This window comes from Paraburkholderia atlantica (assembly GCF_009362785.1).
Classification (GTDB): domain Bacteria; phylum Pseudomonadota; class Gammaproteobacteria; order Burkholderiales; family Burkholderiaceae; genus Paraburkholderia; species Paraburkholderia atlantica.
In genome coordinates, this window is sequence record NZ_WHNQ01000002.1 from 456,569 (window position 1) to 481,190 (window position 24,622).

20 protein-coding genes and 1 pseudogene are annotated in these 24,622 nt (G+C 63.5%); 9 read left to right on the plus strand and 12 right to left on the minus strand.

Features of this window, described 5'->3' with window-relative positions:
• The first annotated feature begins 8 nt into the window (after positions 1-8).
• Entirely contained in the window at positions 9-908 is a 900-nt protein-coding gene (locus GCT19_RS04365) for an efflux RND transporter periplasmic adaptor subunit (protein WP_152851104.1), read from the plus strand.
• Between the two features lie 114 nt (positions 909-1,022).
• Here GCT19_RS04365 and GCT19_RS04370 read toward each other — a convergent pair whose 3' ends face one another.
• From GCT19_RS04370 to GCT19_RS04380, 3 genes are all read right to left on the minus strand, one after another.
• Positions 1,023-1,841 (minus strand): ankyrin repeat domain-containing protein, encoded by an 819-nt coding sequence (locus GCT19_RS04370; protein ID WP_018435233.1) that lies wholly within the window; start codon positions 1,839-1,841, stop codon positions 1,023-1,025.
• Positions 1,842-1,979: 138 nt separating this feature from the next.
• On the minus strand, positions 1,980-2,801 hold the full coding sequence (locus GCT19_RS04375; protein ID WP_152851105.1) for an ankyrin repeat domain-containing protein: 822 nt from the start codon (positions 2,799-2,801) through the stop codon (positions 1,980-1,982).
• Positions 2,802-2,815: 14 nt separating this feature from the next.
• Positions 2,816-4,132, minus strand: coding sequence for a DUF2974 domain-containing protein (locus GCT19_RS04380; protein ID WP_152851106.1), 1,317 nt, complete (start codon positions 4,130-4,132; stop codon positions 2,816-2,818).
• A 111-nt stretch (positions 4,133-4,243) separates the two neighbouring features.
• On the opposite strand from GCT19_RS04380, the pseudogene GCT19_RS04385 reads away from it, so the two are divergent.
• Positions 4,244-4,559, plus strand: a pseudogene (locus GCT19_RS04385) (hypothetical protein); the annotation flags it as partial.
• On the opposite strand, the gene GCT19_RS04390 reads toward GCT19_RS04385, so the two are convergent.
• Positions 4,514-6,115 carry a methyl-accepting chemotaxis protein gene (locus tag GCT19_RS04390; RefSeq protein ID WP_152851107.1) on the minus strand — a complete coding sequence of 534 codons (1,602 nt, stop codon included), beginning with the start codon at positions 6,113-6,115 and terminating at the stop codon, positions 4,514-4,516. The pseudogene GCT19_RS04385 and the gene GCT19_RS04390 sit on opposite strands and share 46 nt — an antisense overlap.
• 96 nt (positions 6,116-6,211) lie before the next feature.
• Here GCT19_RS04390 and GCT19_RS04395 point away from each other — a divergent pair, with 96 nt between their 5' ends.
• Complete coding sequence (locus tag GCT19_RS04395) at positions 6,212-6,616, plus strand: hypothetical protein (protein WP_152851108.1); 405 nt, start codon at positions 6,212-6,214, stop codon at positions 6,614-6,616.
• A complete protein-coding gene (locus GCT19_RS04400) occupies positions 6,597-7,862 on the plus strand; it encodes an MFS transporter (RefSeq protein WP_152851109.1) in 1,266 nt (421 codons plus the stop codon). The genes GCT19_RS04395 and GCT19_RS04400 overlap by 20 nt, the downstream gene beginning before the upstream one ends.
• Positions 7,863-7,927: 65 nt before the next feature.
• Here GCT19_RS04400 and GCT19_RS43215 read toward each other — a convergent pair whose 3' ends face one another.
• A complete protein-coding gene (locus tag GCT19_RS43215; RefSeq protein WP_152851110.1) occupies positions 7,928-8,170 on the minus strand; it encodes a hypothetical protein in 243 nt (80 codons plus the stop codon).
• A 1-nt stretch (position 8,171) separates the two neighbouring features.
• Positions 8,172-8,594, minus strand: a complete 423-nt coding sequence (locus GCT19_RS43220) for a tlde1 domain-containing protein (RefSeq protein ID WP_321576749.1) — start codon at positions 8,592-8,594, stop codon at positions 8,172-8,174.
• Between the two features lie 327 nt (positions 8,595-8,921).
• Between GCT19_RS43220 and GCT19_RS04415 the strand changes: the two genes are divergently transcribed.
• Entirely contained in the window at positions 8,922-10,826 is a 1,905-nt protein-coding gene (locus GCT19_RS04415; RefSeq protein WP_018435227.1) for a propionate--CoA ligase, read from the plus strand.
• Between the two features lie 12 nt (positions 10,827-10,838).
• Here GCT19_RS04415 and GCT19_RS04420 read toward each other — a convergent pair whose 3' ends face one another.
• Together GCT19_RS04420 and GCT19_RS04425 are read right to left on the minus strand one after the other, a co-directional pair.
• A complete protein-coding gene (locus GCT19_RS04420) occupies positions 10,839-11,633 on the minus strand; it encodes a 5'-methylthioadenosine/adenosylhomocysteine nucleosidase (RefSeq protein ID WP_152851111.1) in 795 nt (264 codons plus the stop codon).
• Entirely contained in the window at positions 11,630-13,984 is a 2,355-nt protein-coding gene (locus tag GCT19_RS04425) for a UvrD-helicase domain-containing protein (protein WP_026228648.1), read from the minus strand. Before GCT19_RS04425 ends, GCT19_RS04420 begins: the two co-directional genes overlap by 4 nt.
• Positions 13,985-14,731: 747 nt before the next feature.
• Here GCT19_RS04425 and GCT19_RS04430 point away from each other — a divergent pair.
• Together GCT19_RS04430 and galU are read left to right on the plus strand one after the other, a co-directional pair.
• Positions 14,732-17,611: a valine--tRNA ligase gene (locus GCT19_RS04430; protein ID WP_152851112.1), complete on the plus strand. Its 2,880-nt coding sequence runs from the start codon at positions 14,732-14,734 to the stop codon at positions 17,609-17,611.
• Positions 17,612-17,673: 62 nt separating this feature from the next.
• On the plus strand, positions 17,674-18,555 hold the full coding sequence (gene galU, locus GCT19_RS04435) for a UTP--glucose-1-phosphate uridylyltransferase GalU (protein ID WP_013089956.1): 882 nt from the start codon (positions 17,674-17,676) through the stop codon (positions 18,553-18,555).
• Between the two features lie 97 nt (positions 18,556-18,652).
• Here galU and GCT19_RS04440 read toward each other — a convergent pair whose 3' ends face one another.
• The 4 genes from GCT19_RS04440 to GCT19_RS04455 form a co-directional block, all read right to left on the minus strand.
• The gene (locus GCT19_RS04440) at positions 18,653-18,880 is read right to left on the minus strand and encodes a sulfurtransferase TusA family protein (protein WP_026225937.1); all 228 of its coding nucleotides are present in this window, start codon (positions 18,878-18,880) and stop codon (positions 18,653-18,655) included.
• Positions 18,881-18,980: 100 nt separating this feature from the next.
• On the minus strand, positions 18,981-20,027 hold the full coding sequence (locus tag GCT19_RS04445; protein ID WP_152851145.1) for a Gfo/Idh/MocA family oxidoreductase: 1,047 nt from the start codon (positions 20,025-20,027) through the stop codon (positions 18,981-18,983).
• Positions 20,027-21,043, minus strand: coding sequence for an inositol 2-dehydrogenase (gene iolG / locus GCT19_RS04450; protein WP_152851113.1), 1,017 nt, complete (start codon positions 21,041-21,043; stop codon positions 20,027-20,029). Before iolG ends, GCT19_RS04445 begins: the two co-directional genes overlap by 1 nt.
• On the minus strand, positions 21,036-21,920 hold the full coding sequence (locus GCT19_RS04455) for a MurR/RpiR family transcriptional regulator (protein WP_018435220.1): 885 nt from the start codon (positions 21,918-21,920) through the stop codon (positions 21,036-21,038). Before GCT19_RS04455 ends, iolG begins: the two co-directional genes overlap by 8 nt.
• A gap of 276 nt (positions 21,921-22,196) precedes the next feature.
• Here GCT19_RS04455 and GCT19_RS04460 point away from each other — a divergent pair, with 276 nt between their 5' ends.
• Together GCT19_RS04460 and GCT19_RS04465 are read left to right on the plus strand one after the other, a co-directional pair.
• Positions 22,197-23,243, plus strand: coding sequence for a sugar ABC transporter substrate-binding protein (locus GCT19_RS04460; RefSeq protein ID WP_026228647.1), 1,047 nt, complete (start codon positions 22,197-22,199; stop codon positions 23,241-23,243).
• 176 nt (positions 23,244-23,419) lie between these two features.
• Entirely contained in the window at positions 23,420-24,610 is a 1,191-nt protein-coding gene (locus GCT19_RS04465) for an ABC transporter permease (protein WP_152851114.1), read from the plus strand.
• Positions 24,611-24,622 lie beyond the last annotated feature (12 nt).

Below are 24,622 nucleotides of genomic sequence, written 5' to 3' on the forward strand. Positions count from 1 at the left end.
GTCGAAACATGACCATCCGAAATCTTGTGGGCTTCATCGCGACAGCCGTCATTTTCATCGTCGCGATCCTGATTGGCCGCGTGCTGTGGGTCCATTACATGGACGAACCGTGGACGCGCGACGGCCGCGTGCGCGCCCAGATCGTCAACGTCGCGCCGGACGTGTCGGGCGCGATCGTCGATCTGCCGGTCAAGGACAACCAGTTCGTGAAGAAGGGCGACCTGCTGATGCAGATCGATCCGTCGCACTACCAGATCGCGGTCGAGCAGGCGCAGGCCGCGGTGGCCGCGCGCAAGGCTGAATTGCAGATGAAGCGCGACGACGCGCAACGGCGTGCGGACATGGACTCGCAGGTGGTGTCGAAGGAAAGCCGCGAAAACGCGACGCACACCGCGTCCGCCGCCGGTGCCGCCTATCAGCAGGCGCTCGCCGCACTCGACGCCGCGAAGCTGAACCTCGAGCGCACGCGCGTCGTGTCGCCGGTCGATGGCTATGTGACGAACCTCTCGGTGTTCCGCGGCGACTATGCGACCGCCGGCGCCGCGAAGCTCGCGATCGTCGATAGTCACTCGTTCTGGGTGTATGGCTATTTCGAGGAAACCAAACTGCCGCACGTGCGCATCGGCGATCAGGCCGAAGTGCGGCTGATGAGCGGCGGCACGCTGCAAGGCCACGTGGAGAGCATCTCGCGCGGCATCTACGACCGCGACAATCCGCAAAGCCACGAACTGCTCGCGGACGTGAATCCGACCTTCAACTGGGTGCGCCTCGCGCAGCGCGTGCCGGTGCGCGTGAAAATCGACTCGGTGCCGGCCGATGTGATGCTGGCGGCGGGCACGACCTGCACGGTGGTCGTGCGGCCGGGGACGGGGTCCAACTCCCACTTCGCGTCGGCCAACGCGAGCTGACGAGCGCGTCGTTTTTTATAGCCGGAACTGCCTCATCGTCGTCTTCAGCACTATCCGCCTTGTCGTGTGCGAGGCGGTTAAGAACTTCGAACCTCTCGCCAGCGTGAAGCTGCGTCAAGGCAGCGGAAGCTTGCTGTCATCGAGCCGGCGCGGAGGATTGGCTCCCCAACGTGCTTTGACCTGTTCCGGAGTCTCGGGAGGCCATTTCACGCCCATTCTGATGATGCGGTCCCGGATTTCGACCAGTTTGACACCTGATTCGGAGGTGGGGCCTACATGTTCCATTTGCGATTCCAATTGTCTCGGAAACGAGATTCCATTGATGTTGTAAGTGTTCGGGTTTGCCCCGTGATCGAGAAGGTAATTGACTGCCCCGGTGTCATAGCCAGTTAGCGCTTCGTAGAGAGATGTGTTGCGCAACGAATCGCGCCGGTCCACATCCGCGCCACGCTCCACCAGCAGCTGGAGTGAGCTCAATTTACGATCGCTTGTAACAAAGAAAACGATGGGTCTGCGGCCCTCGATCATGGTGTTGGGATCAACCCCACCGTCCAGCATCGCGCGCAGGAATTCCGGGTGCGCGCTGTTGAGCATGGCCCCGAGCGGCTCACCAAAATCCGGCACTTCCTGCAAGGGATCGGCTCCGGCCTTCACCACCTCCGACATAACCGCAAGCCGATGCGGGTCGCGCTGCAATGCTTCCTGAAACGCAAAAAACAGCATCGTGATGTTCTTGCGTCCGGGCGTGTTCAGGTCAGTCTTCGGTGCCAGTCGCCGGACCTGCTCCATGTCGCCTCGCTCGATGGCCTGCGCCAGTTCGAGTTGCGGGCCGCTAAAGAAATCAGTGGCGGGAAATTTCTTCATTGCATGAACCGCAGGGGATAGCGCCAGTAACAGCACCGGCACGATCAGGATTCGGCTGAGTGTTTTCATCGCTTTCAGCCTCGTTATTCGTGTGCGAGGCGGTCCAAATAATCCTACCCACTCGCCAGCGTGAAGCGCTCGCCAAACAGGATGGCGAACCGGTTCATCGCGGACCTCCAGTCGAAGCGTGCCGCTTCGGTCTCTGCCTCAAGGCAGCGGAAGCTTGCTGTCATCGAGCCGGCGCGGAGGATTGGCTCCCCAATGTGCCTTTATCTGTTCCGGAGTCTCGGGAGGCCATTTCACGCCCATCCTGATGATGCGATCCCGGATTTGGACTAGCTTCCTGGAGGCCGGCGAATCAGGCGCGGGGGCGTTTCTGTCGATGTCATGAGAAAGCGCGAATGGGAACGATACGCCGTTGATGTTGTACGTGGACGGGTTCGCGCCGTGATCGAGAAGGTAGTCGATCTGGTCGAGTGCGTTGTTCATTAATGCTTCAAATAGCACTGAATTACGCAACGAATCGCGCCGGTTCACATTCGCGCCACGCTCCACCAGCAGCTTGAGTGAGCCGGATGTCGACTCCTTTGCAACATCAAAAATTATCGGGGTGCCTTCTGAAATCAAATTTGGATCAACACCGCCGTCCAGCATGGCACGCAGGAATTCCGGGTGAGAGCTGTTGAGCATGACTCCGAGCGGGTCACCAAAATCCGGCACTTCCTGCAAAGGATCGGCTCCGGCCTTCACCACCTCCGACGCAACCGCGAGCCGATGCGGGTCGCGCTGCAACGCCTCCTGAAACGCAAAAAACAGCATCGTCATGTTCTTGCGCCCAGGCGTGTTCAGGTCCGTCTTCGGTGCCAGTCGCCGGACCTGCTCCATGTCGCCGCGTTCGATGGCCTGCGCCAGTTCGAGTTGCGGGCCGCTAAAGAAATCAGTGGCGGGAAATTTTTTCATTGCATGAACCACAGGGGATAGCGCCAGTAACAGCACCGGCAGGGTAAGGATTCGGCTGAGTCTTTTCATCGCTTTCAGCCTCGTTATGACAGTGTTTCAAGTACGGTGATGTCCTCCGCCTTCTGCTGCTCGATGCCGTCAATTGCCTGCGTGATGAAGTGCCGCGACACGGGCGAGCCGCTGCCGGGAAGGAGATAGGGAGTACCGGCTGCACCGGGCAGCGGCGTCCAGGTCTGTGCGACGGTCAGAATGTCGCCGTTCACATGGTAGGCATTGATGTTCGATGGCGTGACCTGGCCGCCGTAGTGTTCGACCGTCTTCGGGTGCAGACCGGCGGCGTTGAAGCTCCAGCATTCCTTGCCGCTGGCGACGGATGCAGCCGAACACAGGCCACCGCCCAGCGAGTGACCTGTGATGTCGATAGGTTCTGTTGAGAAGGCTAAATTCTTACCTATATTGACGGCTCTGTTGTAATAGGGCGATTCCATATCCACGCTCTGGCTGAGGTTGTTCGACCAGTCGGCCAGACTCGTCATTTCGGTTCCCTTGAACGCGAGGGCGGGCTTCATATCGTTACCGAAGACCGTCGCATCCGGTTCGTATAGTTGCGCCCTGAAGTCCGAACCCTTGATCTTCAGGTCTTTTGGCTTCAAGCCATACCGATCCAGAAACTCCCTATCCCCGCTGCGGTTCGCCCACCCTTCGGGCACCGGCCCGGACGGCTCGTAGACATGATCGGAGAGTCTGGCCTTCTCCACCGCTACATTGTTGCGCGCGAGCCGTTCAGCCGCCGCCCGCACGCGCCCGGACATGGCCGCATTGCCCGCCACAATCAGCGCCTTGCGTGTCTGCCACCGCTGGGCCTTGGTCAGTGCCTGTGGTATCTCGATGTGTGTCGGTGTCGCCCTGGCTGCGCGCGCAGCGGCTAACCGAGCTTGCCAGGTGGCGGGATCATACTGGACGGACCGAATGGGTTCGCCGTCCGGATGACTGCCGGTCCTCGCTACGGGATTCCTTAGCGGCGTGCTGCGGTAAGGTGACGGAAACAGGCCATTACGCGGACCTCCAATGGCAAGCAGGTTACCCCGGCGAACCTCTTCGAGAAGAGCAACGATGACCCACCAGCCATCGGTGTCAGGGTTGCGGTGCCGCGCGCTATAAAAAAACAGCCAGCCACTCTTCTGGATACGCCTGACCAGTTCCCGGTCCTCCTCCCACTCCCTGTGATTCAGTGCGGCAATCTCAAGAAATTCCCGGGTCTCCGCCCTGGCCTTCTGACGGTCTGCTGCCTTGCCGAGGCACGCCTTATAGTGCCATTCGTCACAGATGACATAACAGGCACCCGGTGGCCGCTGGCAGAACAGCTCCACGGAGTGCATCTCAAATACGGACAGGGACATAGGTGTGTCGATGGTCTATCTGAAGTCGCTGCCGGAGTTGACAGCAGTCAGATAATTACCGTGCGACAGGCAGTCCGTACATGGGCGACTGCCCAAAATCGGCTTTCGATGAACCTCGCGGTGTTCGGCTGCGACTATGCGACCGCCGGCGCCGCGAAGCTCGCGATCGTCGATAGTCACTCGTTCTGGGTGTATGGCTATTTCGAGGAAGCCAGGCTGCCGCACGTGCGCGTCAGCGATCCGGCCGAAGTGCCTCGCGCAGCGCGTGCCTGTGCGCGTGAAGATCGACTCGATGCCGGCTGATGTGATGCCGGCGACGGGCATGACCTGCACGGTGGTCGTGCGGCCGGGAACGGGCCTCGGCTCCCACCGCGCCGCTTTCTACAGCCGGAACTGCCCCACCATCGCCTTCAGCCCGAGCGCCTGATCGTCGAGCGAGCGGGCCGCGGCGGTGGCCTCCTCCACCAGCGCGGCGTTCTGCTGCGTGCCCGCGTCCATCTGCGTGACCGCGAGATTGATCGCCTCGATGCCGGCGCTCTGCTCGGACGACGCCGCCGAAATCTCGCCGATGATGTCGGTCACGCGCTTCACCGCCTTCACGACTTCGTCCATCGTCTGACCGGCGTCCGCGGCGAGCGTCGAGCCGTTTCCGACGCGCTCGACCGACGTCTGAATCAAGCCCTTGATCTCCTTCGCGGCCGCAGCACTCCGTTGCGCCAGATTGCGCACTTCCGCCGCGACCACCGAAAAGCCGCGCCCCTCCTCGCCCGCGCGCGCCGCCTCGACGGCCGCGTTCAGCGCGAGGATGTTGGTCTGGAACGCGATCCCCTCGATCACGCCGATGATGTCGCCGATGCTGCGCGCGCTGTCGTTGATGTCGTTCATCGTCGCGACCACGCGGCTCACGACCGCGCCGCCCTGCTCGGCGATCTCCGACGCGTTGTTCGCGAGCGTGCTCGCCTGCTTCGCGTTGTCGGCGTTCTGACGCACCGTCGACGTCAGCTGTTCCATGCTGCTCGCGGTGCGCTCGAGCGCGAGCGCCTGCTGCTCGGTACGTTGCGACAGGTCCAGGTTGCCCATCGAAATCTGCCCGGACGCGGTCGCGATCGCATCGGCGCTCGATGCGATGTCGGCGACCGTCGTCGCGAGTCCGCTTTGCATGTCGGACAGCGCGAACAGCATGCTCGAACGGTCCTTGCCGCCGAGCGCGATGCGATTCGACAGATCGCCCGCGGCGATGCGGCGCGCGATTTCCTTCGCGTACGCCGGCTCGCCGCCGAGCTGCGAGGTGAGCCGCCGCACGACCCACGCGGCGATGCCGAACGCGAGCACGATCAGCGCGAGCGTCATCACCGCGATCATCACGAACGACGACTGGTAGATGAAGCCGGACGCGTCGATCGTTGCCTTCGCGGCGGTGCCGCGCTGGGTGACGAGTTCGTCGACGAGCTTTTCGAGCTTGCCGGTTTCGACGAGCAGCGACACGTCCTGGGTGCCGACCTGCCAGTTCATCTGCGACAGATCGAGCGGCTGCGCTTTGACCAGCGTGACGAAGTCGCGCAGATGGGTGCTCCAGATCCCGATCGCCGCGGCAAACGCCTTCTGCGCGCCGACCGCCTTCGCGTCGGACGGATCGACGTACTGCTGCAGCGTGCGCAGTTGCTCGTTCAGTCCGGCGAGGCCGCGTTCGATGTCGGCGCCGAGCTCGTCGCGCTCCTTCGCGGTGGTTGCGGTCAGCAACATCTTCTGCGCGCGGCTCGCGCGCAGCATGTAGCCGCGCGCTTCCTCGGCGGCGCGACTCGCGACGTGACCCTGGTCGTAGATCGATTGCGCGGACGCGTTCAGCCGGCCGATCTGCAGCAGCGAAAACACGCCGATCAGCAACGTGCCGGCGAGCAGGATCGCAAACGCGATCCGCAGCGTCGCCTTTACCGACAGGCCGTTGAACTTCGTTGCCGCCGCGCTCTGTGCCACTGCTTCCATAGTCCCCAACCCCTACGTGTCGACGCGCCGGAAAGGTCGGTTCCGGCGTCCCCGCTTGTCTCTCCGGGTCTACGGCAGCCAGCCGCGCGATCTTGAATGTCGCGCGATCAGACGGCGGCGGGTCGTGCGCCGCTTGCCGTTCCCGGTCCGATGTTCGACGCGCCGCTTCGTGAGCCGCGCAGTCGCGAGCGCTTTATACCGCAGACAAAAACCCGCCAAAAATGCCTCGACGTGCGGGACAAGGTGATTTGCCCTTCAGCACTGAAAGCAAAGCCATCCTGCCCCATGTCCGATTCGCGACAAAACTTGTCCTTACAATTCGCAACGGCCACATTAAACTTCGGCTACATAGTCAAAACGCCGGTTGCCGCGACGAAATGCCGCGAAGCTTCGCAAAACGCGCCTACGAAGCGCGCTGCCCGCGCCGGTTCTGCACCCATTTTTTCCTCTCACCGTTTGCCCGATCCTTTTTTACTAGCGTATGGAAACGAGCCTCGATAAAAGCGCCCTCGCCGGCGCATCCGCCACGGGGGCGAGCGCGTCCCCGGCCGTCGCCACGCCGGCGGCCGCCAAGGCGCAGCGCACCGTGTATTCCGTGCTCGGTGCGATCAGCTTTTCACACCTGCTCAACGACATGATCCAGTCGCTGATCCTCGCCATCTACCCGATGTTCAAGGACAACTTTTCGTTGTCGTTCGGGCAGATCGGCCTGATCACGCTGACTTACCAGATCACCGCGTCGCTGCTGCAGCCGCTCGTCGGCAGCTATACCGACAAGCATCCGAAGCCGTACTCGCTGCCGGTCGGCATGGGCTTCACGCTTGCTGGGCTGCTGCTGATGTCGGTTGCGCCGAACTTCAGCGTGCTGCTGGTCGCCGCGGCGCTGGTCGGCTGCGGGTCGTCGGTGTTTCATCCGGAGTCGTCGCGGGTCGCGCGGATGGCGTCGGGCGGCCGTCACGGTCTCGCGCAGTCGCTGTTCCAGGTCGGCGGCAATGCGGGTTCGTCGCTCGGGCCGCTGCTTGCCGCGCTGATCGTGATTCCACACGGCCAGCGCAGCATTGCGTGGTTCTCGGCGGCGGCGCTCGTCGCGATCGTTGTGCTCACGCAGATCGGCCGCTGGTACAAGCGGCATCCGTCGGTCAAGAAGGCGCGCGGCCACGCCGCCCATGCGGCGCTGCCGCGTAACAAGATCATCCTGGCGATGAGCGTGCTGGTGCTGCTGGTGTTCTCCAAGTACTTCTACCTCGCGAGCCTCAACAGCTACTTCACGTTCTATCTGATCGACAAGTTCCATCTGTCGGTGCAGGCCGCGCAGATTCATCTGTTCGTGTTCCTCGCGGCGGTCGCGGCGGGGACGGTGATCGGCGGGCCGATTGGCGACAAGATCGGGCGTAAGTATGTGATCTGGGTGTCGATTCTTGGCGTCGCGCCTTTTACGCTGCTGCTGCCGTATGCGAATCTGTTCTGGACTGGGGTGCTGACTGTTGTGATCGGGGTGGTGCTCGCTTCGGCGTTCTCGGCGATTCTCGTCTATGCGCAGGAGTTGATTCCTGGGAAGGTGGGGATGGTTGCCGGGTTGTTTTTTGGTTTTGCGTTTGGCTTGGGCGGCGTTGGCGCCGCGGTGCTTGGGCAGCTGGCTGACGCTACCAGTATTGCGTTTGTTTATAAGGTTTGTTCGTTCTTGCCGTTGATTGGGGTGTTGACTGTGTTGTTGCCGGATGTTGAAGAGAAGCGCGTAAAGGGGTGATGTTCCTGCGGGAGGGGGCCTTCTTTCGTTGTTCTGGCAACACCGCAAAGAACACCACCCTCTCCTTACACCCGCATACGTCTCCACAGAAAAAACCCCGCCGCAACCACGGCAACTGCAATACCGTCGACCACGCCCAGCATTGGCAAAGGATCAGTCCACTTATCCATGTTCGTCGTACGCGAGTAATAGGGCTCGCCACTCCCATACGCTTCGTTCAAGTTAATCACGTTGAACGCAGCAACCGAGACGACAAGGGCGAGCAAAACCATGCCAGCGAAAACACGGACAAACCTGGTTTTCCGCATGTCAGTACCCGACCGTTAGTGGAATGTAGCAATCCGGCGACGGCGTCGCCGCCTCCTTCAGGTCGCGCACGAAAGTTTCCATCCCAGCATGCAGGTTGATACAACCCGCGCTCCCCGCATGCGTGCCACCGTGAATAAAGAACCCTCCGCGTCCAAATGTCTGAGTTCCCGGATAGACATGAATCGTGATCCGATGATCGCCCCACGCGGCACGCGGAGCAAGGTTGTACCAATGGTTCTCCCACATCTGCGAAGGATCGATCCAGTATTGACCGGGCGGAATCGGACCCACACCCTCTTCGCGCTGACGCATCGACGAATAGTCGAATATGCCCCTGCTATCGGTTCTGCCGGACACTGCCGCATAGATGCGGGAAACCTGACCACTCATGCTCAAAAAACGACCATCAAAGCGTAGAAACACCTGAGACCTCGCGCAGGCCGGAACACGCGGACTACCACGCTCGGAAGCGTATCGATTGGGCAAGCAAACCTCCATGTTTGGGTAAAAGCGATGCGCCACATTGGCCGTCTCCACCCTACCTTGCATCGAGAAACCTGGATATGGGCGACGGATGAATCTGAGGAACAACGACTTTTTCCTGTTGCCCCTCGCCCTCGCGGCGAACCCGCTTGCCGACCCTTCCGCCCGTGGCTATGCTTGTGCGGATGACCCGCGCCGCGTCGGGCGCGCAAATTGCACGGCCGTCTCATACCCCCGTCCACTCCCGCCGCACGAGGATCGCCGCCGATGACCCGCTACCGCGATTTCCACCGCCGCTCGATCGAAAACCCCGAAGCCTTCTGGCGCGAAGAAGCCCAGCGCATTCACTGGCACACGCCATTCGGCACCGTGCTCGACCGCTCGAAGCCGCCATTCGCGCGCTGGTTCGTCGGCGGCCGCACGAACCTATGTCACAACGCGGTCGACCGCCATCTGGCCGAACGCGCACAGCAAAACGCGATCGTTTACGTGTCGACCGAAACCGGCATCGAGCGGCACTACACGTATGCCGAGCTGTACGCCGAAACCAACCGCATGGCCGCGGTCATGCGCTCGCTCGGCGTGAAGCGCGGCGACGTCGTGCTGATCTATCTGCCGATGATCCCCGAGGCGCTGTTCGCGATGCTCGCATGCGCGCGGCTCGGCGCGATCCACTCGGTCGTGTTCGGCGGCTTCGCGGCGCCGAATCTCGCCACGCGCATCGACGACGCGAAGCCCGTGCTGATCGTAACCGCCGACGCCGGCGCGCGCGGCGGCAAGGTGGTCGACTACACGCCGCTCGTCGACGAAGCGCTCTCACGCGCGAAGCACAAGACACCGCACGTGCTGCTGATCGACCGGCAGCTGGCGCCCGAGCGCCTGAACGCGCCCTACCTCGTCGCCTACGAGCCGCTGCGCGAACAGTTCTTCGACGCCCACGTTCCGTGCGAATGGCTCGAATCGAACGAGCCGTCGTACGTGCTGTACACGTCGGGCACGACCGGCAAGCCGAAGGGCGTGCAGCGCGATGTGGGCGGCTACGCGGTCGCGCTCGCGGCATCGATGGAATACATCTTCGAGGGCAAGGCCGGCGACACGATGTTCACCGCGTCCGACGTCGGCTGGGTGGTCGGCCACAGCTATATCGTGTATGCGCCGCTGATCGCGGGGCTGACCACGGTGATGTACGAAGGCACGCCGATTCGCCCGGACGGCGGCATCTGGTGGCGCCTCGTCGAACAGCACAAGATCAACCTGATGTTTACCGCGCCGACCGCGATACGCGTGCTGAAGAAGCAGGACCCGGCGCTGATGAAGGCAGCCGATCTGTCGAGCCTGCGCACGCTGTTTCTCGCCGGCGAACCGCTCGACGAACCGACCGCCGAATGGATCTCGACCGCGCTGAACAAGCCGGTGATCGACAACTACTGGCAGACCGAAACCGGTTGGCCGATGCTCGCGATTCCGCGTGGCATCGAGGTACTGCCGACCAAGCTCGGCTCGCCGGGCGTGCCGTCGGTCGGCTATAGCCTGACCGTGCGCGACGAGCTGACCGGCGAGCCGTGCGCGCCCGGCGAAAAAGGCGTGCTGACGCTCGACTATCCGCTGCCGCCGGGCTGCATGTCGACGGTGTGGGGCGACGACAAGCGCTTCGTCAGCACCTACTGGTCGAGCGTGCCGAACCAGCAGGTCTATTCGACGTTCGATTGGGGCGTGCAGGATGAGGACGGCTACGTGACGATCCTCGGCCGCACCGACGACGTGATCAATGTCGCGGGCCATCGACTCGGCACGCGCGAGATCGAGGAGGCGCTGTCGAGCCACGCGGCCGTCGCGGAAGTCGCGGTGGTCGGCGTTAACGATCCGGTCAAGGGTCAGGCGGCGATGGCCTTCGTCGTGCTGCGCGGCGCGCAAAGTGAAGGCGACCCGAGCGAGCGCGCGCGGCTCGCAGCCGAGCTGACGATGACGGTCGACCGCCATCTCGGCTCGATTGCGCGGCCCGCGCGCGTGGTGATGGTATCGATGCTGCCGAAGACGCGCTCCGGCAAGCTATTGCGCCGCGCTATCGCGGCGCTCGCCGAGGGGCGCGAGCCCGGCGATCTGCCGACGATCGAAGATCCGGCCGCGCTACAGCAGGTACGCGACGCGCTCGGCGACGGCACGAAGAAATAAACCAGCGGGCGCTCAGTCAGCGGCGTCCCGCGTGCCCAAAAAGCGCGCGAGGATCGCGTTCGAATACGTGCCCGCGATGCCGGTCAGGAACGACATGAACGATCCGGGCGCGTGGTCGTCGGCGGTATCGGAGATCGTGCGCACGACCGCGCACAGCACGCCGTACTCGTAGCAGACCTGCGCGATCGCGGCGCCTTCCATCTCGACCGCGAGCGCGTCGGGCAGCGCGTTGCGCAGCGCCGCGACGGCCGCCGCGCTCGCGACGAACTGATCGCCGCTGACGATCAAGCCGCGATGCACGCGCGGCTCGCGCGTGCCGAACCGGGCCGCGCAGGCTGCGCCTTCCTCGGCGACGAACTGCTCGCATGCGAGCGTCAGACGATCGGCGAGCGCCGCATCGGCGGCGAAGCGCGACATGCCGAGCAGCGGCACCTCGAAACGCGGAAACAGCGGCGACGCGTCGACATCGTGCTGCATCAGCGTGCTCGCGACGACGATATCGCCGACGTGCACATCAACGCCGACGCCACCCGCAACACCGGTGAACACAACGGCTTCGACATCGAACGCGTGGATCAGCGCGCTGACCGTCGCGGCCGCCGCGACCTTGCCGATGCGCGCGAGCGTGACGACACACGGCGTGCCGTGCACGCTGCCGACGTGGTAGTCACGCTGGCCGTACTTGACCGTGCGCACGCCAGACTCGGCGCGCATCGCTTCTATCAGGTCGCCGAGTTCCTGCGGCAGCGCCGCCAGAATGCCGAGCGGCCGCCGTGCACCATGGCTGACGTTCAAGGGCATGCTCATTCGACCGCCTGCAATTTGGCTACCGCCAGCGCCAGCCACTTTTCGCCGTGTCGCTTGAAGCGGACCTGCGCTTTCGCGTCGGTGCCGTTGCCTTCGAGCGCGGTGATCGTGCCTTCGCCGAACTTCGTGTGGAACACCTGCTGGCCGACGCGAAAGCCCGTTTCGGCCGCGCGCTGCTCGTTCGCGAAGGCGGGCGCCGGTGCGGTGGTCACCGCCGCCGAACCGCCGCCATAGCCCGGCCGCGCAAACCAGTCGCGCCCGTAACCGGCGTTGTCCGAGCGGCCGCCCCAGCGCGAGCCCGCCTCGACCTTCGGCGTGAGCCACTTCAGCGTTTCCTGCGGCAATTCGTCGAAGAAACGCGAGCGGATGTTGTAGCGGGTCTGGCCGTGCAGCATCCGGCTCTGCGCGAACGACAGGTACAACCGCTCCTTCGCGCGCGTGATCGCGACATACATCAGACGCCGCTCTTCTTCGAGGCCGTCCGCCTCCATCGCGCTGTTCTCGTGCGGGAACAGCCCTTCTTCCAGACCGGTGATGAACACCGCGGTGAATTCGAGCCCCTTCGCCGCGTGCACGGTCATCAGCTGCACCGCTTCCTGGCCGGCCTGCGCCTGGTTGTCGCCCGCCTCGAGCGATGCGTGCGACAGGAAGCCGGCGAGCGGCGTCATCGTGTCGGGGTTTTGCGCGGGATCGGCGATGCCCGGGGCATCGAGGACCACCGTGTTCGGATCGTCGGTCGCGACCGCGAGTTCGGGCGCCGCGCTCGCTCCCGGGCGCAGCGGGATCGAGCGCGCGGGCGTATCGAGCCCGTAGCCTTCCTCGCTGACGAACGCGGCGGCCGCGTTGACGAGTTCCTGCAAGTTCTCCAGCCGCTCCTGGCCCTCGCGCTCGTTCTGATAGAAGTCGGCGAGCCCGCTCGCGCGGACCACGTACTCGACGGTCTCCGGCAAGCTCATCTGCTGCGTGTCGGCGCGCATCTTGCCGATCAGGTTCGCGAAAGCGGCGAGGCTCGAGCCCGCCTTGCCGGCGACGTATGGAATTGCCGCGGCCATCGAGCAGTTGTACAGACGCGCCGCGTCGGCGAGTTGTTCGATCGACCGCGCGCCGATGCCACGGGTCGGGAAATTGACGACGCGGCCGAACGCGGTGTCGTCGTTCGGGTTGTCGATCAGCCGCAGGTAGGCGAGCGCGTGCTTGACTTCCTGACGCTCGAAAAAGCGCAGGCCGCCATACACGCGGTACGCGATGCCCGCGTTGACGAGCGTGTGCTCGATCGTGCGCGACTGCGCGTTGCTGCGGTAGAGCACGGCGATTTCGCTGCGCGACAGGCCGGTGTTGATCAGCGCGCGGATCTCTTCGACGATCCAGCCGGCCTCCTGCGAATCGGTCGCCGATTCGTAGACGCGCACCGGTTCGCCGTGGCCCGCGTCAGTGCGCAGATTCTTGCCCAGGCGCCGCGAATTGTTCGCGATCAGCTGGTTCGCGGCATCGAGAATATGGCCGTGCGAGCGATAGTTCTGCTCGAGCTTGATCAGATTGCGCACGTTGAACTCGTGCTCGAAGTCGCGCATGTTGCCGACGTTCGCGCCGCGGAACGCATAGATCGACTGGTCGTCGTCACCGACCGCGAAGATTGCGTTGTGCTGACCCGCGAGCAGCTTGAGCCATGCGTATTGCAGCTTGTTGGTGTCCTGAAACTCGTCGACGAGGATGTGCCTGAAGCGCGCCTGGTAATGCGCGCGCAGCGGCGGATTATGCGCGAGCAGCTCGTAGCAGCGCAGCAGCAGTTCGGGAAAGTCGACGACGCCTTCGCGCTGGCATTGCTGATCGTAGGCTTCGTAGAGCTCGACGAACTTGCGGTTGAAGTTGTCGGTGGCGTCGACGTCTTTGGGGCGCAGGCCCTGCTCTTTCGCGTTGTTGATGAAGTACTGGAGATTTTTCGCCGGGTACTTTTCGTCGTCGATGTTGAGGCCCTTCATCAGGCGCTTGATCGCCGACAGCTGGTCCGCGGTGTCGAGAATCTGGAACGTGGCGGGCAACCCGGCGTCGCGGTGATGCGCGCGCAGCATCCGGTTGCACAGGCCGTGGAACGTGCCGATCCACATGCCGCGCGTGTCGATCGGCAAAAGCGCCGAGAGACGCGCCATCATTTCGCGGGCGGCTTTGTTGGTGAAGGTCACCGCGAGGACGGTCGCGGGGGACGCGAGGCCTTGCTGGATCAGCCACGCGATGCGGGTGATCAGGACGCGGGTTTTGCCGCTGCCGGCGCCCGCCAGGATCAGGGCGGGCTCATTCGGGAGCGTTACGGCGGCGTGTTGTTCGGGGTTTAGATTGGAGAGGAGGTCAGGCATTTTTTTCGCGGAGCGCAGTTCGGGGGACATTATATGCCCCGGCGGGGGCGGCGCTTTTTTTGTCTTTGTTCTGGCTTTGTTGGCCTTTCCTTGCTTTGTTATCGGTCTATTAGCGTTGCCCCTGTGCGGGGCGGCACCTACTTTCTTTGCTGCTGCAAAGAAAGTAGGCAAAGAAGACAGCTCAAACCGCCAGCTCATAAGCGGGTCCCCTGGCTTGGCAGGGGTAGTGGTGCATCTGGAATCCGTGCCCCCGCACATTCCACGGCAGTGACAAAGCCGTCATCCCTCCCACTCCGCACTGCGTGCGTCGCGGACGGGTCAGCCGGGGAAACCGGCGGGTTTGCCCGCGCAGCGGGGGCCGTCGGCTGCGCTTCGGCGATGCGCCGAAACAGCCAGTGGTTTTGGAACGGGGATTCGGCGCGCGCAGCGCCGCCGGAAGAATGACTGCCTTGTCACTGACGCGGAATGTGCGGGAGCACGGATTCCAGATGCACCACTACCTCGGGCAGACCGAGGGACCCGCTTAAGAGTTAGCGGTTTGAGCTGTCTTCTTTGCCTACTTTCTTTGCAGCAGCAAAGAAAGTAGGTGCCGCCCCGCACAGGGGCAACGCTAATAGACCGACAACACAACAAGGAAAGGCCAAAGAAGCCAGAACAACGACAAACCAAGCCCCCGGCAGGCAAAACCCCCTCGTTAGCTATAATCAACCATTCTCCGCCTCCAAAATCCTGCTTTTAACCAGAAACATGAGCGACACCCCGAGCGACCCGACCTCGACGCTTGCAAAAAGCTTCGAACCCCACACCATCGAAGCCCACTGGGGCCCTGAATGGGAAAAGCGCGCCTACGCCGCGCCCTCCTTCGACGCAAACCGCAAGGATTTCTCGATCCAGCTGCCGCCGCCGAACGTCACGGGCACGCTGCACATGGGCCACGCGTTCAACCAGACCATCATGGACGGTCTCACCCGCTATCACCGCATGCTCGGCGAAAACACGCTGTGGGTGCCGGGTACCGACCACGCGGGCATCGCCACGCAGATCGTCGTCGAACGGCAGCTCGACGCGCAGGGCGTGTCGCGCCACGACCTCGGCCGCGAAAAATTCGTCGAGCGCGTGTGGGAGTGGAAGCAGCAGTCCGGCTCGACCATCACGAATCAGGTGCGTCGTCTCGGTGCGTCGATCGACTGGTCGCGCGAATACTTCACGATGGACGACAAGATGTCGGCCGCCGTGCGCGACGTGTTCGTGCGTCTGTATGAACAGGGCCTGATCTATCGCGGCAAGCGCCTCGTGAACTGGGACCCGGTGCTGCTCACCGCCGTGTCCGACCTCGAAGTGGTCAGCGAAGAAGAAAACGGCCACCTGTGGCACATCCACTATCCGTTGACCGACGGCTCGGGACATCTGACCGTCGCGACCACCCGTCCGGAAACCATGCTCGGCGACACCGCCGTGATGGTCCACCCGGAAGACGAACGCTACGCGCACCTGATCGGCAAGACCGTCACGCTGCCGCTGTCGAACCGCGAAGTGCCGATCATCGCCGACGATTACGTCGACCGCGAATTCGGCACCGGCGTCGTCAAGGTCACGCCCGCGCACGATTTCAACGACTACCAGGTCGGCCTGCGCCACAAGCTGCCGCAAATTGAAATCCTCACGCTCGACGCGCGGATCAACGACAACGCGCCCGAAAAATACCGCGGCCTCGACCGTTTCGAAGCCCGCAAGCTGGTGGTCACCGATCTCGAAGCGCTCGGCGCGCTCGAATCGGTCAAGCCGCACAAGCTGATGGTGCCGCGCGGCGACCGCACCGGCGTCGTGATCGAGCCGATGCTGACCGACCAGTGGTTCGTCGCGATGAGCAAGCCGGCGCCCGAAGGCACGTTCAATCCGGGCAAGTCGATCGCCGAAACTGCGCTCGACGTGGTGCGCAACGGCCAGATCAAATTCGTGCCTGAGAACTGGACCACCACGTACTACCAGTGGCTCGAAAACATCCAGGACTGGTGCATCTCGCGTCAGCTGTGGTGGGGTCATCAGATTCCGGCGTGGTACGGCGAGAACGGCGAAGTGTTCGTCGCGAAGACCGAAGAAGATGCACGCGCGAAGGCCGCCGCTGCCGGCTACACGGGCGCGTTGAAGCGCGACGAAGATGTGCTCGACACGTGGTTCTCGTCCGCTCTTGTGCCGTTCTCGTCGCTCGGCTGGCCGAACGAAACGGAAGAACTGAAGCACTTCATGCCGTCGTCGGTGCTCGTCACCGGCTTCGACATCATCTTCTTCTGGGTCGCGCGCATGGTCATGATGACCACGCACTTCACCGGCAAGGTGCCGTTCGACACGGTCTACGTGCACGGCCTCGTGCGCGACGCCGAAGGCCAGAAGATGTCGAAGAGCAAGGGCAACACGCTCGACCCGATCGACATCGTCGATGGCATCGACCTCGACGCGCTCGTCGCGAAACGCACCACCGGCCTGATGAATCCGAAGCAGGCCGCGTCGATCGAGAAGAAGACCCGCAAGGAGTTCCCGGACGGCATTCCGGCGTTCGGCACCGACGCGCTGCGCTTCACGATGGCGTCGATGGCCACGCTTGGCCGCAACGTCAACTTCGACCTCGCCCGCTGCGAAGGCTATCGCAACTTCTGCAACAAGCTGTGGAACGCCACGCGCTTCGTGCTGATGAACTGCGAAGGCCATGACTGCGGTTTCGGCCAACCGGCGCAATGTGGCGAATGCGGGCCAGAAGGCCACCTGCATTTCTCGCAGGCCGACCGCTGGATCGTGTCGCAACTGCAGCGCGTCGAAGCGGAAGTCGCCAAGGGTTTTTCGGACTATCGTTTTGATAATGTGGCCAACGCCATATACAAGTTCGTCTGGGACGAATATTGTGACTGGTACGTCGAGCTCGCCAAGGTGCAGATCCAGACGGGGCAGCCGAACCAGCAGCGTGCCACGCGTCGCACGCTTTTGCGTGTGCTCGAAACGGTGCTGCGCCTCGCGCATCCGGTGGTCCCGTTCATCACCGAAGCGCTGTGGCAGAAAGTAGCGCCGCTCGCGGGACGCTACCCGGAAGGCAAGGCCGAGGGCGAGGCGTCCATCATGGTGCAGCAGTACCCCATCGCGGAGCCATCGAAGCTCGATGAAGACGCCGAGCAGTGGGCGAGCGACCTCAAAGCGGTGATCGACGCATGCCGGAATCTGCGCGGCGAAATGAACTTGTCGCCGGCGGTGAAGGTGCCGTTGCTCGCCACCGGCAACGCGGAGCGTCTGCGTACATTCGCGCCTTATGCTCAGGCACTTGCGCGTCTCTCCGAGGTGCAGATCATCGCCGACGAGGCCGCGCTCGATGCTCAGGCGGATGGCGCGCCAATTGCTATCGTAGGAACGGACAAGCTCGTATTGAAGGTCGAAATCGATGCAGCGGTCGAACGCGAACGCCTGTCGAAAGAGATCACGCGATTGAGCGCCGAGATCGTGAAATGCAACGGTAAGCTGCAGAATCAGGCCTTCGTCGCGAAGGCGCCGGCTGCGGTCGTGGAACAGGAGCAGAAGCGGCTGGCCGATTTCGAAGCCACCGTCGGCAAGCTGAAGGCCCAACTGGCCCGCTTGCCGGCCTGATCGACGCGCCCGCCGTCCTCAACGGCGGGCAAGGATTTAACCAGAGGACTCAGGGTATTCACATGCTAAAAGTTACGAAGGCGGTATTTCCGGTAGCAGGTCTTGGCACCCGCTTCCTCCCCGCCACGAAGGCTAGCCCGAAGGAGATGTTGCCGATCGTCGACAAGCCGCTGATTCAGTACGCGGTCGAAGAGGCCATGGCGGCCGGCATCACCGAAATGATCTTCGTCACGGGCCGCAGCAAGCGCGCGATCGAAGACCATTTCGACAAGTCCTATGAGATCGAGGCCGAACTCGAAGCACGCGGCAAGGACAAGCTGCTCGAACTCGTGCGTAGCATCAAGCCGAGCCACGTCGACTGCTTCTACGTGCGTCAGGCCGAAGCGCTGGGCCTCGGCCATGCGGTGCTGTGCGCCGAGAAGCTGGTCGGCGACAACCCGTTTGCCGTGATTCTCGCGGACGACCTGTTGTACGGCACGCCGCCCGTGATGACGCAGATGATCGAGGTGTTCGATCACTATCACAGCTCGGTGATCGGCGTCGAAGAGATCCCGCCGCAAGACACGAAGTCGTACGGCATCGTCGATGGCAAGGAATGGGAAGACTCGATCATCAAGATGTCGGGCATCGTCGAAAAGCCGGAGCCCAGCGTGGCACCGTCGAACCTCGGCGTTGTGGGCCGTTATGTGCTGAAGCCGCGCATCTTCGATCACCTGCGCTCGATCAAGCCGGGCGCCGGCGGTGAATTGCAACTGACGGACGCGATCCAGTCGCTGCTCGCCGATGAACAGGTGCTCGCATACAAGTATCACGGCACGCGTTTCGACTGCGGCAGCAAGCTCGGCTACCTGAAGGCGACCGTCGAGTTCGCGCTGCGTCACCCGGAAGTGGCCTCCGATTTCGAAGAATATCTGCGTACCCGCTCGCCGGTTCTCGAAGGCTGACGCCAAGGTCAGGCTGAAACGAAGAAGGCGCTGTACCCGAATAATGGGGACAGCGCCTTCTTTTTTACATCGGACGGACAGTTTTACCGAATGCCGCTCAACGGCGCCGCATCAGAAACGTAAATACCTTGTCATGCGCCGAGCTTTCGACGATCTCGTTGCCGGTCTGCTTCGCGAACGCGGCGAAATCGCGCTGCGAGCCGGGATCGGTGGCGAGCACCTTGAGAATCTGGCCGCTTTCCATGTCGGCGAGCGCTTTTTTGGCGCGCAGGATGGGCAGCGGGCACATGAGCCCGCGCGCATCGACTTCCTTGTGAATCTGAATTTGCATCGACGATGACCTTCGGGACGGGGCGTCGCTGACGACGCCGGACAGAGGGTCAAATTCTACAGCAGCCGGCGCGGCGGCGCCGGGCAGCACACCGCTACAGCGTCACCGCCTCGCCGCTTTGCAGCGACTCGCGCAGCGCCACGCCGATACGCGTCGCTTCGAGCGCATCGGCGAGCGTCGCGCCACTCTGTGCCGCATCGCCCTTCCCCGCCCCGTTTTGCACCGACGCGACGAACGCGCGTGCCTCGTGCAGAAACGCGTCCTCGAACCGGTCGAAGAAGTTCGGCGTGCATTCGTTGCGAATGCCGGTCGCATCGTAGATCTCGACGCGGTTCGCGCGCGGATTGCGGCCGATCGTCAACGCGCCCGCGGTGCCGACCACTTCGCTATGCGTGTCGTTGCCGTGCGCCTGCGTGCGCGACGCGTAGAACATCGCGAGCTTGCCGCCCTCGAATTCGCAGATCGCCACGCCGTTGTCGACGTCGCCGAATTCGCGCAGACCCTCGTGCAGCGCGATCGTGCCAGCCGCGAACACGCGCGTCGCGCGCGGCTTGCCGAGCAGCCAGCGGGCGACGTCGATGTCATGCACCGTGCAGTCGAGAAAGATGCCGCCCGAGGTCGCCGCGAAGCGCACGAAGAAGCCGTCGTTGTCGTTTTTATCGGTGGTCTGCGAGCGCACGAGGAACGGCCGGCCGATCTGGCCGGCGGCGATTTTATCGAACGCGTCGCGGTAGCTCGGATCGAAGCGGCGCATGAAGCCGATCGTCGCTTGCAAGTGCGGATAGCGCACCGCTTCGGCCAGCACGCGCTCGCATTCGGCCACATCGAGCGACAGCGGCTTTTCGCAGAACACATGCTTGCCGGCGCGCAATGCGTCGACGATCTGCTGCGCGTGCAGCGACGAAGGCGTGACGAGCCATACCGCGTCGAGCTGCGGATCGGCGAGCAGGTCCGCGTAATCGGCGTAAAGGCGCGGCTCGGGTAGCGCATCGCGCGCCCACGCGAGTTCCGCTTCGAGCGGACTGCACGCAGCCGCGAGCGTCGCGCCCCGCACGCGATAGGCGAGATTCTCCGCATGCCGCTTGCCAAGCCGCCCAAGGCCGACGACGCCGATCCGCAAGCGCTCCGTGGCGGGCTTCATCACGCGGCCTCGCCGAGTTTGACCGCGCGGCCCTCGCGCCACGAACGCGTCGCGGCTTCGGCGAGTTCGAGCGCTTTCAGGCCGTCGGCGACGGTCGTGCGCACCGGTTTGCCGTGCGTCACCGCGTCGAAGAAATGCGCGATTTCGAGCGCGTACGCCGCACGATAGCGTTCGAGAAAAAACGCCTCGGGCACGTCGGTCGATACTTTGGTGTTCGAATAAGCGGTGACTTCGGTCGGCCGGACGTTGCCCGCCTGCAGCATGCCGGTGCTGCCGAGCACTTCGAAGCGCTGGTCGTAGCCGTACGCGGCGCGCCGCGTGGTGTTGATCTGGCACAGGCGGCCGCGCTTCGTGCGGATCGTCACCGCGGTCGAATCGACGTCTCCCGCGTCGGCGATTGCCGGGTCGGTGAGGCAACTGCCGGTGGCGTGCAGCGTGTCGGCTTCGTCGTCGAGAATCCAGCGGCAGATGTCGAAGTCGTGAATCAGCATGTCCTTGAAGATGCCGCCGGAGCGCCGGATGTAGTCGACCGGCGGCGCGCCCGGATCACGGCTCGTGACGACGAGCATCTCGGGCGTGCCGATCTCGCCCGCGTCGAGACGCGCTTTCAATGCGGAAAACGTCGGATCGAAGCGCCGCTGAAAACCGATCATGCACACGACACCCGCGCGCTCCACAGCTTCCGCGCACATCCGCGCGCGCTCCAGCGTGAGATCGACCGGCTTCTCGCAGAACACGTGCTTGTTCTGCGCGGCCGATTTGACGATCAGGTCCGCGTGCGTGTCGGTGCTCGAACAGATCACGGTCGCGCCGATCGACGCATCGCCGATCGCCCCGTCGATATCCGCGACCTGCGCGCCATGCTGCGCGGCGAGCGCGGCCGCTGCTTCGCGATTAACGTCGACCACGTATTTGAGCCGCACGCCGGGCTGCCGCGCGAGATTCGCCGCATGGATCTTGCCGATGCGCCCCGCGCCGAATACCGCGACGTCGATCGTGCTTACCGCGTCAGTCATCGTAGCCTCCAGTGTCGTTGGATTCTTCAACGTTCAGTTCGAGCTTGTACGCGAGCGCGATGAAAAGCGCCTGGCACAGGCAGATCGTGCTGGTCAGCGAGCGGAACGCGAACGCGCTGCCCTCTTTCACGTAGAGTTGCGTGCTCGCGTAGCGTGCGAGCGGCGAGAGTTGGCTATCGGTGATGACGAGCGTCTTCGCCTGATGATGATGCGCGACGCGCAGACAGTACTGCGTCTCCTTGCCGTACGGCGCGAAGCTGATCGCAATCACCACGTCGCCCTTCCTGACGCTGCGAATCTGCTCGCGATACATGCCGCCGAAGCCGGACACCAGATGCACGCGCTTGTGCGTGTGCTGCAACGCATAGACGATGTAGCTCGCGACCGGAAACGAACGCCGCACGCCGATCACGTAGATGTTGTCGGCCTGCTGCAGCATCTTCACGGCGGCGTCGAACTGCTTGTCGTCGAGGCCCGCTTCGAGTTCTTCCAGCCCGCCGCGCGACGCGGCGATGAACTCACGCGCGACCGCGCCGCCCGACAGCGTGCCGGGCTTCTCGTCGATCAGCTTGCGGATGCGCTGCTGATAGCTCGACGACGACACGCCCTGCCCCGTATACGCCTGACGAAACACCGCCTGCAGATCCGAAAAGCCGGAAAAGCCGAACCGCTGCGCAAAGCGCACGACCGCCGACGGATGCACGCCGCAGCTGGCGGCGATATCGCTGGTGCGATCCATCATCACGCTCGAGCGATGCTGCTCGATATACGTCGCCACGCTCTTCAACTGCCGCGGCAGCGACTCGTAGGTATCCGCGATGCGCTGCATCAATTCATCGACGCTCGGCAACGCCTCTTCGGTGATCTGTTCCGCCATGACTGCCTCTCGGGGTTTCCTGCAATGCGACAGACGCGCCCGCAGCCCGCCGCAACGCGCATCCGACGTTGCCGAGTATAGGCGGCTGCCCCATCAAATGGAACGTATTTTCCATTTTTATTTGTCATGAAATTTTCTTTGCAAGGCTTCGGAAGATGACCTACTCTTGGTCGTGAGCGATGGCGCTTCGGCCTCGTTGTGTGGGTCATCGGAATGGCAAGCCGCCCGCCAGGCGCTCCCTCAATAACGAACGACAGACCGAGAAAGGTGGAGACAATGAGACTTTGCAGAGGCAAGGCAACGCTCAGGATTCTGGTGACGGCGTTGACGTTGGCGACGGGATTCGGCGCGGCCTCGGCCGCCCGCGCGGCGGACGCTCACTTCGTGCTGATCAGCCACGCGCCGGATTCGGACTCGTGGTGGAACACGATCAAGAACGCGATCAAGCAGGCCGACGAGGACTTCAACGTTCAGACCGACTACCGCAACCCGCCGAACGGCGACATCGCCGACATGGCCCGTCTCGTCGAACAGGCGGCCGCACGCAACTACGATGGCGTGATCGTATCGATCGCCGACTTCGACGTGCTGAAGAGTTCGATCGGCAAGGTCACCGAGAAGCACATTCCGCTCGTCACGATCAATTCGGGCACCGAGGAGCAAAGCGCGAAGCTCGGCGCGATCATGCACGTCGGCCAGCCCGAGTTCGCGGCCGGCAAAGCCGCCGGCGAAAAGGCCAAAGCCGCCGGCATCAAGTCGTTCCTGTGCGTGAACCACTACGCGACGAACCCGGCCTCGTTCGAACGCTGCCGCGGCTTCGCCGAAGCGATCGGCGCCAACTTCAAGACCTCGACGCTCGACGTGGGCCAGGACCCGACCGGCGTGCAGTCGAAGGTCAGCGCGTTTCTGCGCAATCATCCCGATACCCAGGCGGTGCTGACGCTCGGTCCGCTGTCGGCCGACCCGACTTTGAAGGCGCTGCAGCAGATGGGCGTCGCCGGCAAGATCTGGTTCGCGACCTTCGACTTCGATAGCGACATCGCGAAGGGCATCCAGGACGGCACGATCCAGTTCGCGATCGACCAGCAACCGTACTTGCAGGGCTATATCCCGGTCGCCGTGCTGGCGATCGCGAAGAAGAACAACACCACCGACCCCGTGAAGATCCGCGAGGTCCTGCAGGCGAATCCGAAGTTCAAGGAGCGTCTAGCGACCTACGGGCTCGCACCGTCGTATGGGCCGCGCAATATCGGCTCCGGTCCGGGCTTCATCACCAAAGAAAATGTCGACAAGGTGCTGAAGTACGCGGGTCAGTACCGCTGAACGCACGGCAACGCATCGCATCGCGCGATCGAGCCGCCGCTCCAGCGGCAAGGTTGACAAGGCAGTGACCGGTGGGACGCAGTGCGTCTTGCCGGCCCTCGCCCGCTCAGAGGATTCGCACACGCCCACGGCATTGCGCCGATTCGCCGGTCGCGGGCGTATCAAGGAGAGCTTCAATGGGTGTCGCCGACCTGTTTCATCCCCATCACCGCAAGCAACCGCCGTCCGATCCGCAGGACCCGGGGCAGTCTGCCGCGTCGACCGCCTCGCAATCCGCTGCCGTCGACGAACGCGTGCGCGAGGAATCCTGGTTCCGCCATCTGCTCGGCCGACCGGAATTCGCGGCGCTCGCGGGCACCGTGATGGTGTTCATCGTGTTCGGCGTGGCCGCGGGCAATTCGGGGATGTTCAACCTCGACGGCGTGATGAACTGGTCGCAGGTCGCCGCCTATCTCGGCCTGATCTCGGTCGGCGCATGCCTGCTGATGATCGCCGGCGAGTTCGATCTGTCGATCGGCTCGATGATCGGCTTTGCCGGCATGATGGTCGCGTTGCCGACCATGTACTTCCACTGGCCGGTCTGGCTCGCCATCGTGTTCGCGTTCGTCGGCTCGATGCTGCTCGGCGCGCTCAACGGCTATCTGGTGATACGCACGCGTCTGCCGTCGTTCATCGTCACGCTGGCGTTCCTGTTCATTCTGCGCGGTCTGACGCTCGCGCTATCGGTGATGTTCGCCGATCGCACGATCATCTCCGGCGTCGGCGACGTCGCGCGTCAGGACTGGTTCGCGCACACGTTCTTCCAGGGCGTCGCGTTCCGAGGTCTGTTCGTTTGGCTTGGCCACCTCGGTCTCGTGAAGATGCTCGACAACGGCGCGCCGCTGGTGCCGGGCATTCCCAAGGTGCTGCTGTGGTGGTTCGTGCTCGCGGTGGTCTGCGCATTCACGCTCGCCAAGACGCGCTTCGGCAACTGGATTTTCGCGGTCGGCGGCGATGCCAACGCGGCCAAGAACGTCGGCGTGCCGGTGCGTCGCGTGAAGATCTCACTGTTCGTGCTGACCGCGTTCTGCTCGGCGCTGTATGCGGTGCTACAGGTGTGCGACATCGGTTCGGCCGCGGCCGACCGTGGTTTGCAGGCGGAGTTCGAGGCGATCATCGCCGCGGTGATCGGCGGCACGCTGCTGACGGGTGGCTATGGTTCGGTGGTCGGCGCCTGCTTCGGGGCTCTGATTTTCGGCGTCGTGCAGATCGGCATCACGTACACCAACGTCGATTCCGACTGGTTCCGCGTGTTCCTCGGCGTGATGCTGCTGCTCGCCGTGCTGTTCAACCACTACGTGCGCGGCCGCGTCGCGGCATCGCGCTAGACGGAGTTCACG

Excerpts from the sequence above, each read along its gene's own strand:
- GCT19_RS04365 (WP_152851104.1), top strand. The coding sequence starts at position 9 with ATGACCATCCGAAATCTTGTGGGCTTCATCGCGACAGCCGTCATTTTC.
- GCT19_RS04370 (WP_018435233.1), bottom strand. The coding sequence starts at position 1,841 with ATGAAAACACTCAGCCGAATCCTGATCGTGCCGGTGCTGTTACTGGCG.
- GCT19_RS04375 (WP_152851105.1), bottom strand. The coding sequence starts at position 2,801 with ATGAAAAGACTCAGCCGAATCCTTACCCTGCCGGTGCTGTTACTGGCG.
- GCT19_RS04380 (WP_152851106.1), bottom strand. The coding sequence starts at position 4,132 with ATGTCCCTGTCCGTATTTGAGATGCACTCCGTGGAGCTGTTCTGCCAG.
- GCT19_RS04390 (WP_152851107.1), bottom strand. The coding sequence starts at position 6,115 with ATGGAAGCAGTGGCACAGAGCGCGGCGGCAACGAAGTTCAACGGCCTG.
- GCT19_RS04395 (WP_152851108.1), top strand. The coding sequence starts at position 6,212 with ATGTCGCGCGATCAGACGGCGGCGGGTCGTGCGCCGCTTGCCGTTCCC.
- GCT19_RS04400 (WP_152851109.1), top strand. The coding sequence starts at position 6,597 with ATGGAAACGAGCCTCGATAAAAGCGCCCTCGCCGGCGCATCCGCCACG.
- GCT19_RS43215 (WP_152851110.1), bottom strand. The coding sequence starts at position 8,170 with ATGCGGAAAACCAGGTTTGTCCGTGTTTTCGCTGGCATGGTTTTGCTC.
- GCT19_RS04415 (WP_018435227.1), top strand. The coding sequence starts at position 8,922 with ATGACCCGCTACCGCGATTTCCACCGCCGCTCGATCGAAAACCCCGAA.
- GCT19_RS04420 (WP_152851111.1), bottom strand. The coding sequence starts at position 11,633 with ATGAGCATGCCCTTGAACGTCAGCCATGGTGCACGGCGGCCGCTCGGC.
- GCT19_RS04425 (WP_026228648.1), bottom strand. The coding sequence starts at position 13,984 with ATGCCTGACCTCCTCTCCAATCTAAACCCCGAACAACACGCCGCCGTA.
- GCT19_RS04430 (WP_152851112.1), top strand. The coding sequence starts at position 14,732 with ATGAGCGACACCCCGAGCGACCCGACCTCGACGCTTGCAAAAAGCTTC.
- galU (WP_013089956.1), top strand. The coding sequence starts at position 17,674 with ATGCTAAAAGTTACGAAGGCGGTATTTCCGGTAGCAGGTCTTGGCACC.
- GCT19_RS04445 (WP_152851145.1), bottom strand. The coding sequence starts at position 20,027 with ATGAAGCCCGCCACGGAGCGCTTGCGGATCGGCGTCGTCGGCCTTGGG.
- iolG (WP_152851113.1), bottom strand. The coding sequence starts at position 21,043 with ATGACTGACGCGGTAAGCACGATCGACGTCGCGGTATTCGGCGCGGGG.
- GCT19_RS04455 (WP_018435220.1), bottom strand. The coding sequence starts at position 21,920 with ATGGCGGAACAGATCACCGAAGAGGCGTTGCCGAGCGTCGATGAATTG.
- GCT19_RS04460 (WP_026228647.1), top strand. The coding sequence starts at position 22,197 with ATGAGACTTTGCAGAGGCAAGGCAACGCTCAGGATTCTGGTGACGGCG.
- GCT19_RS04465 (WP_152851114.1), top strand. The coding sequence starts at position 23,420 with ATGGGTGTCGCCGACCTGTTTCATCCCCATCACCGCAAGCAACCGCCG.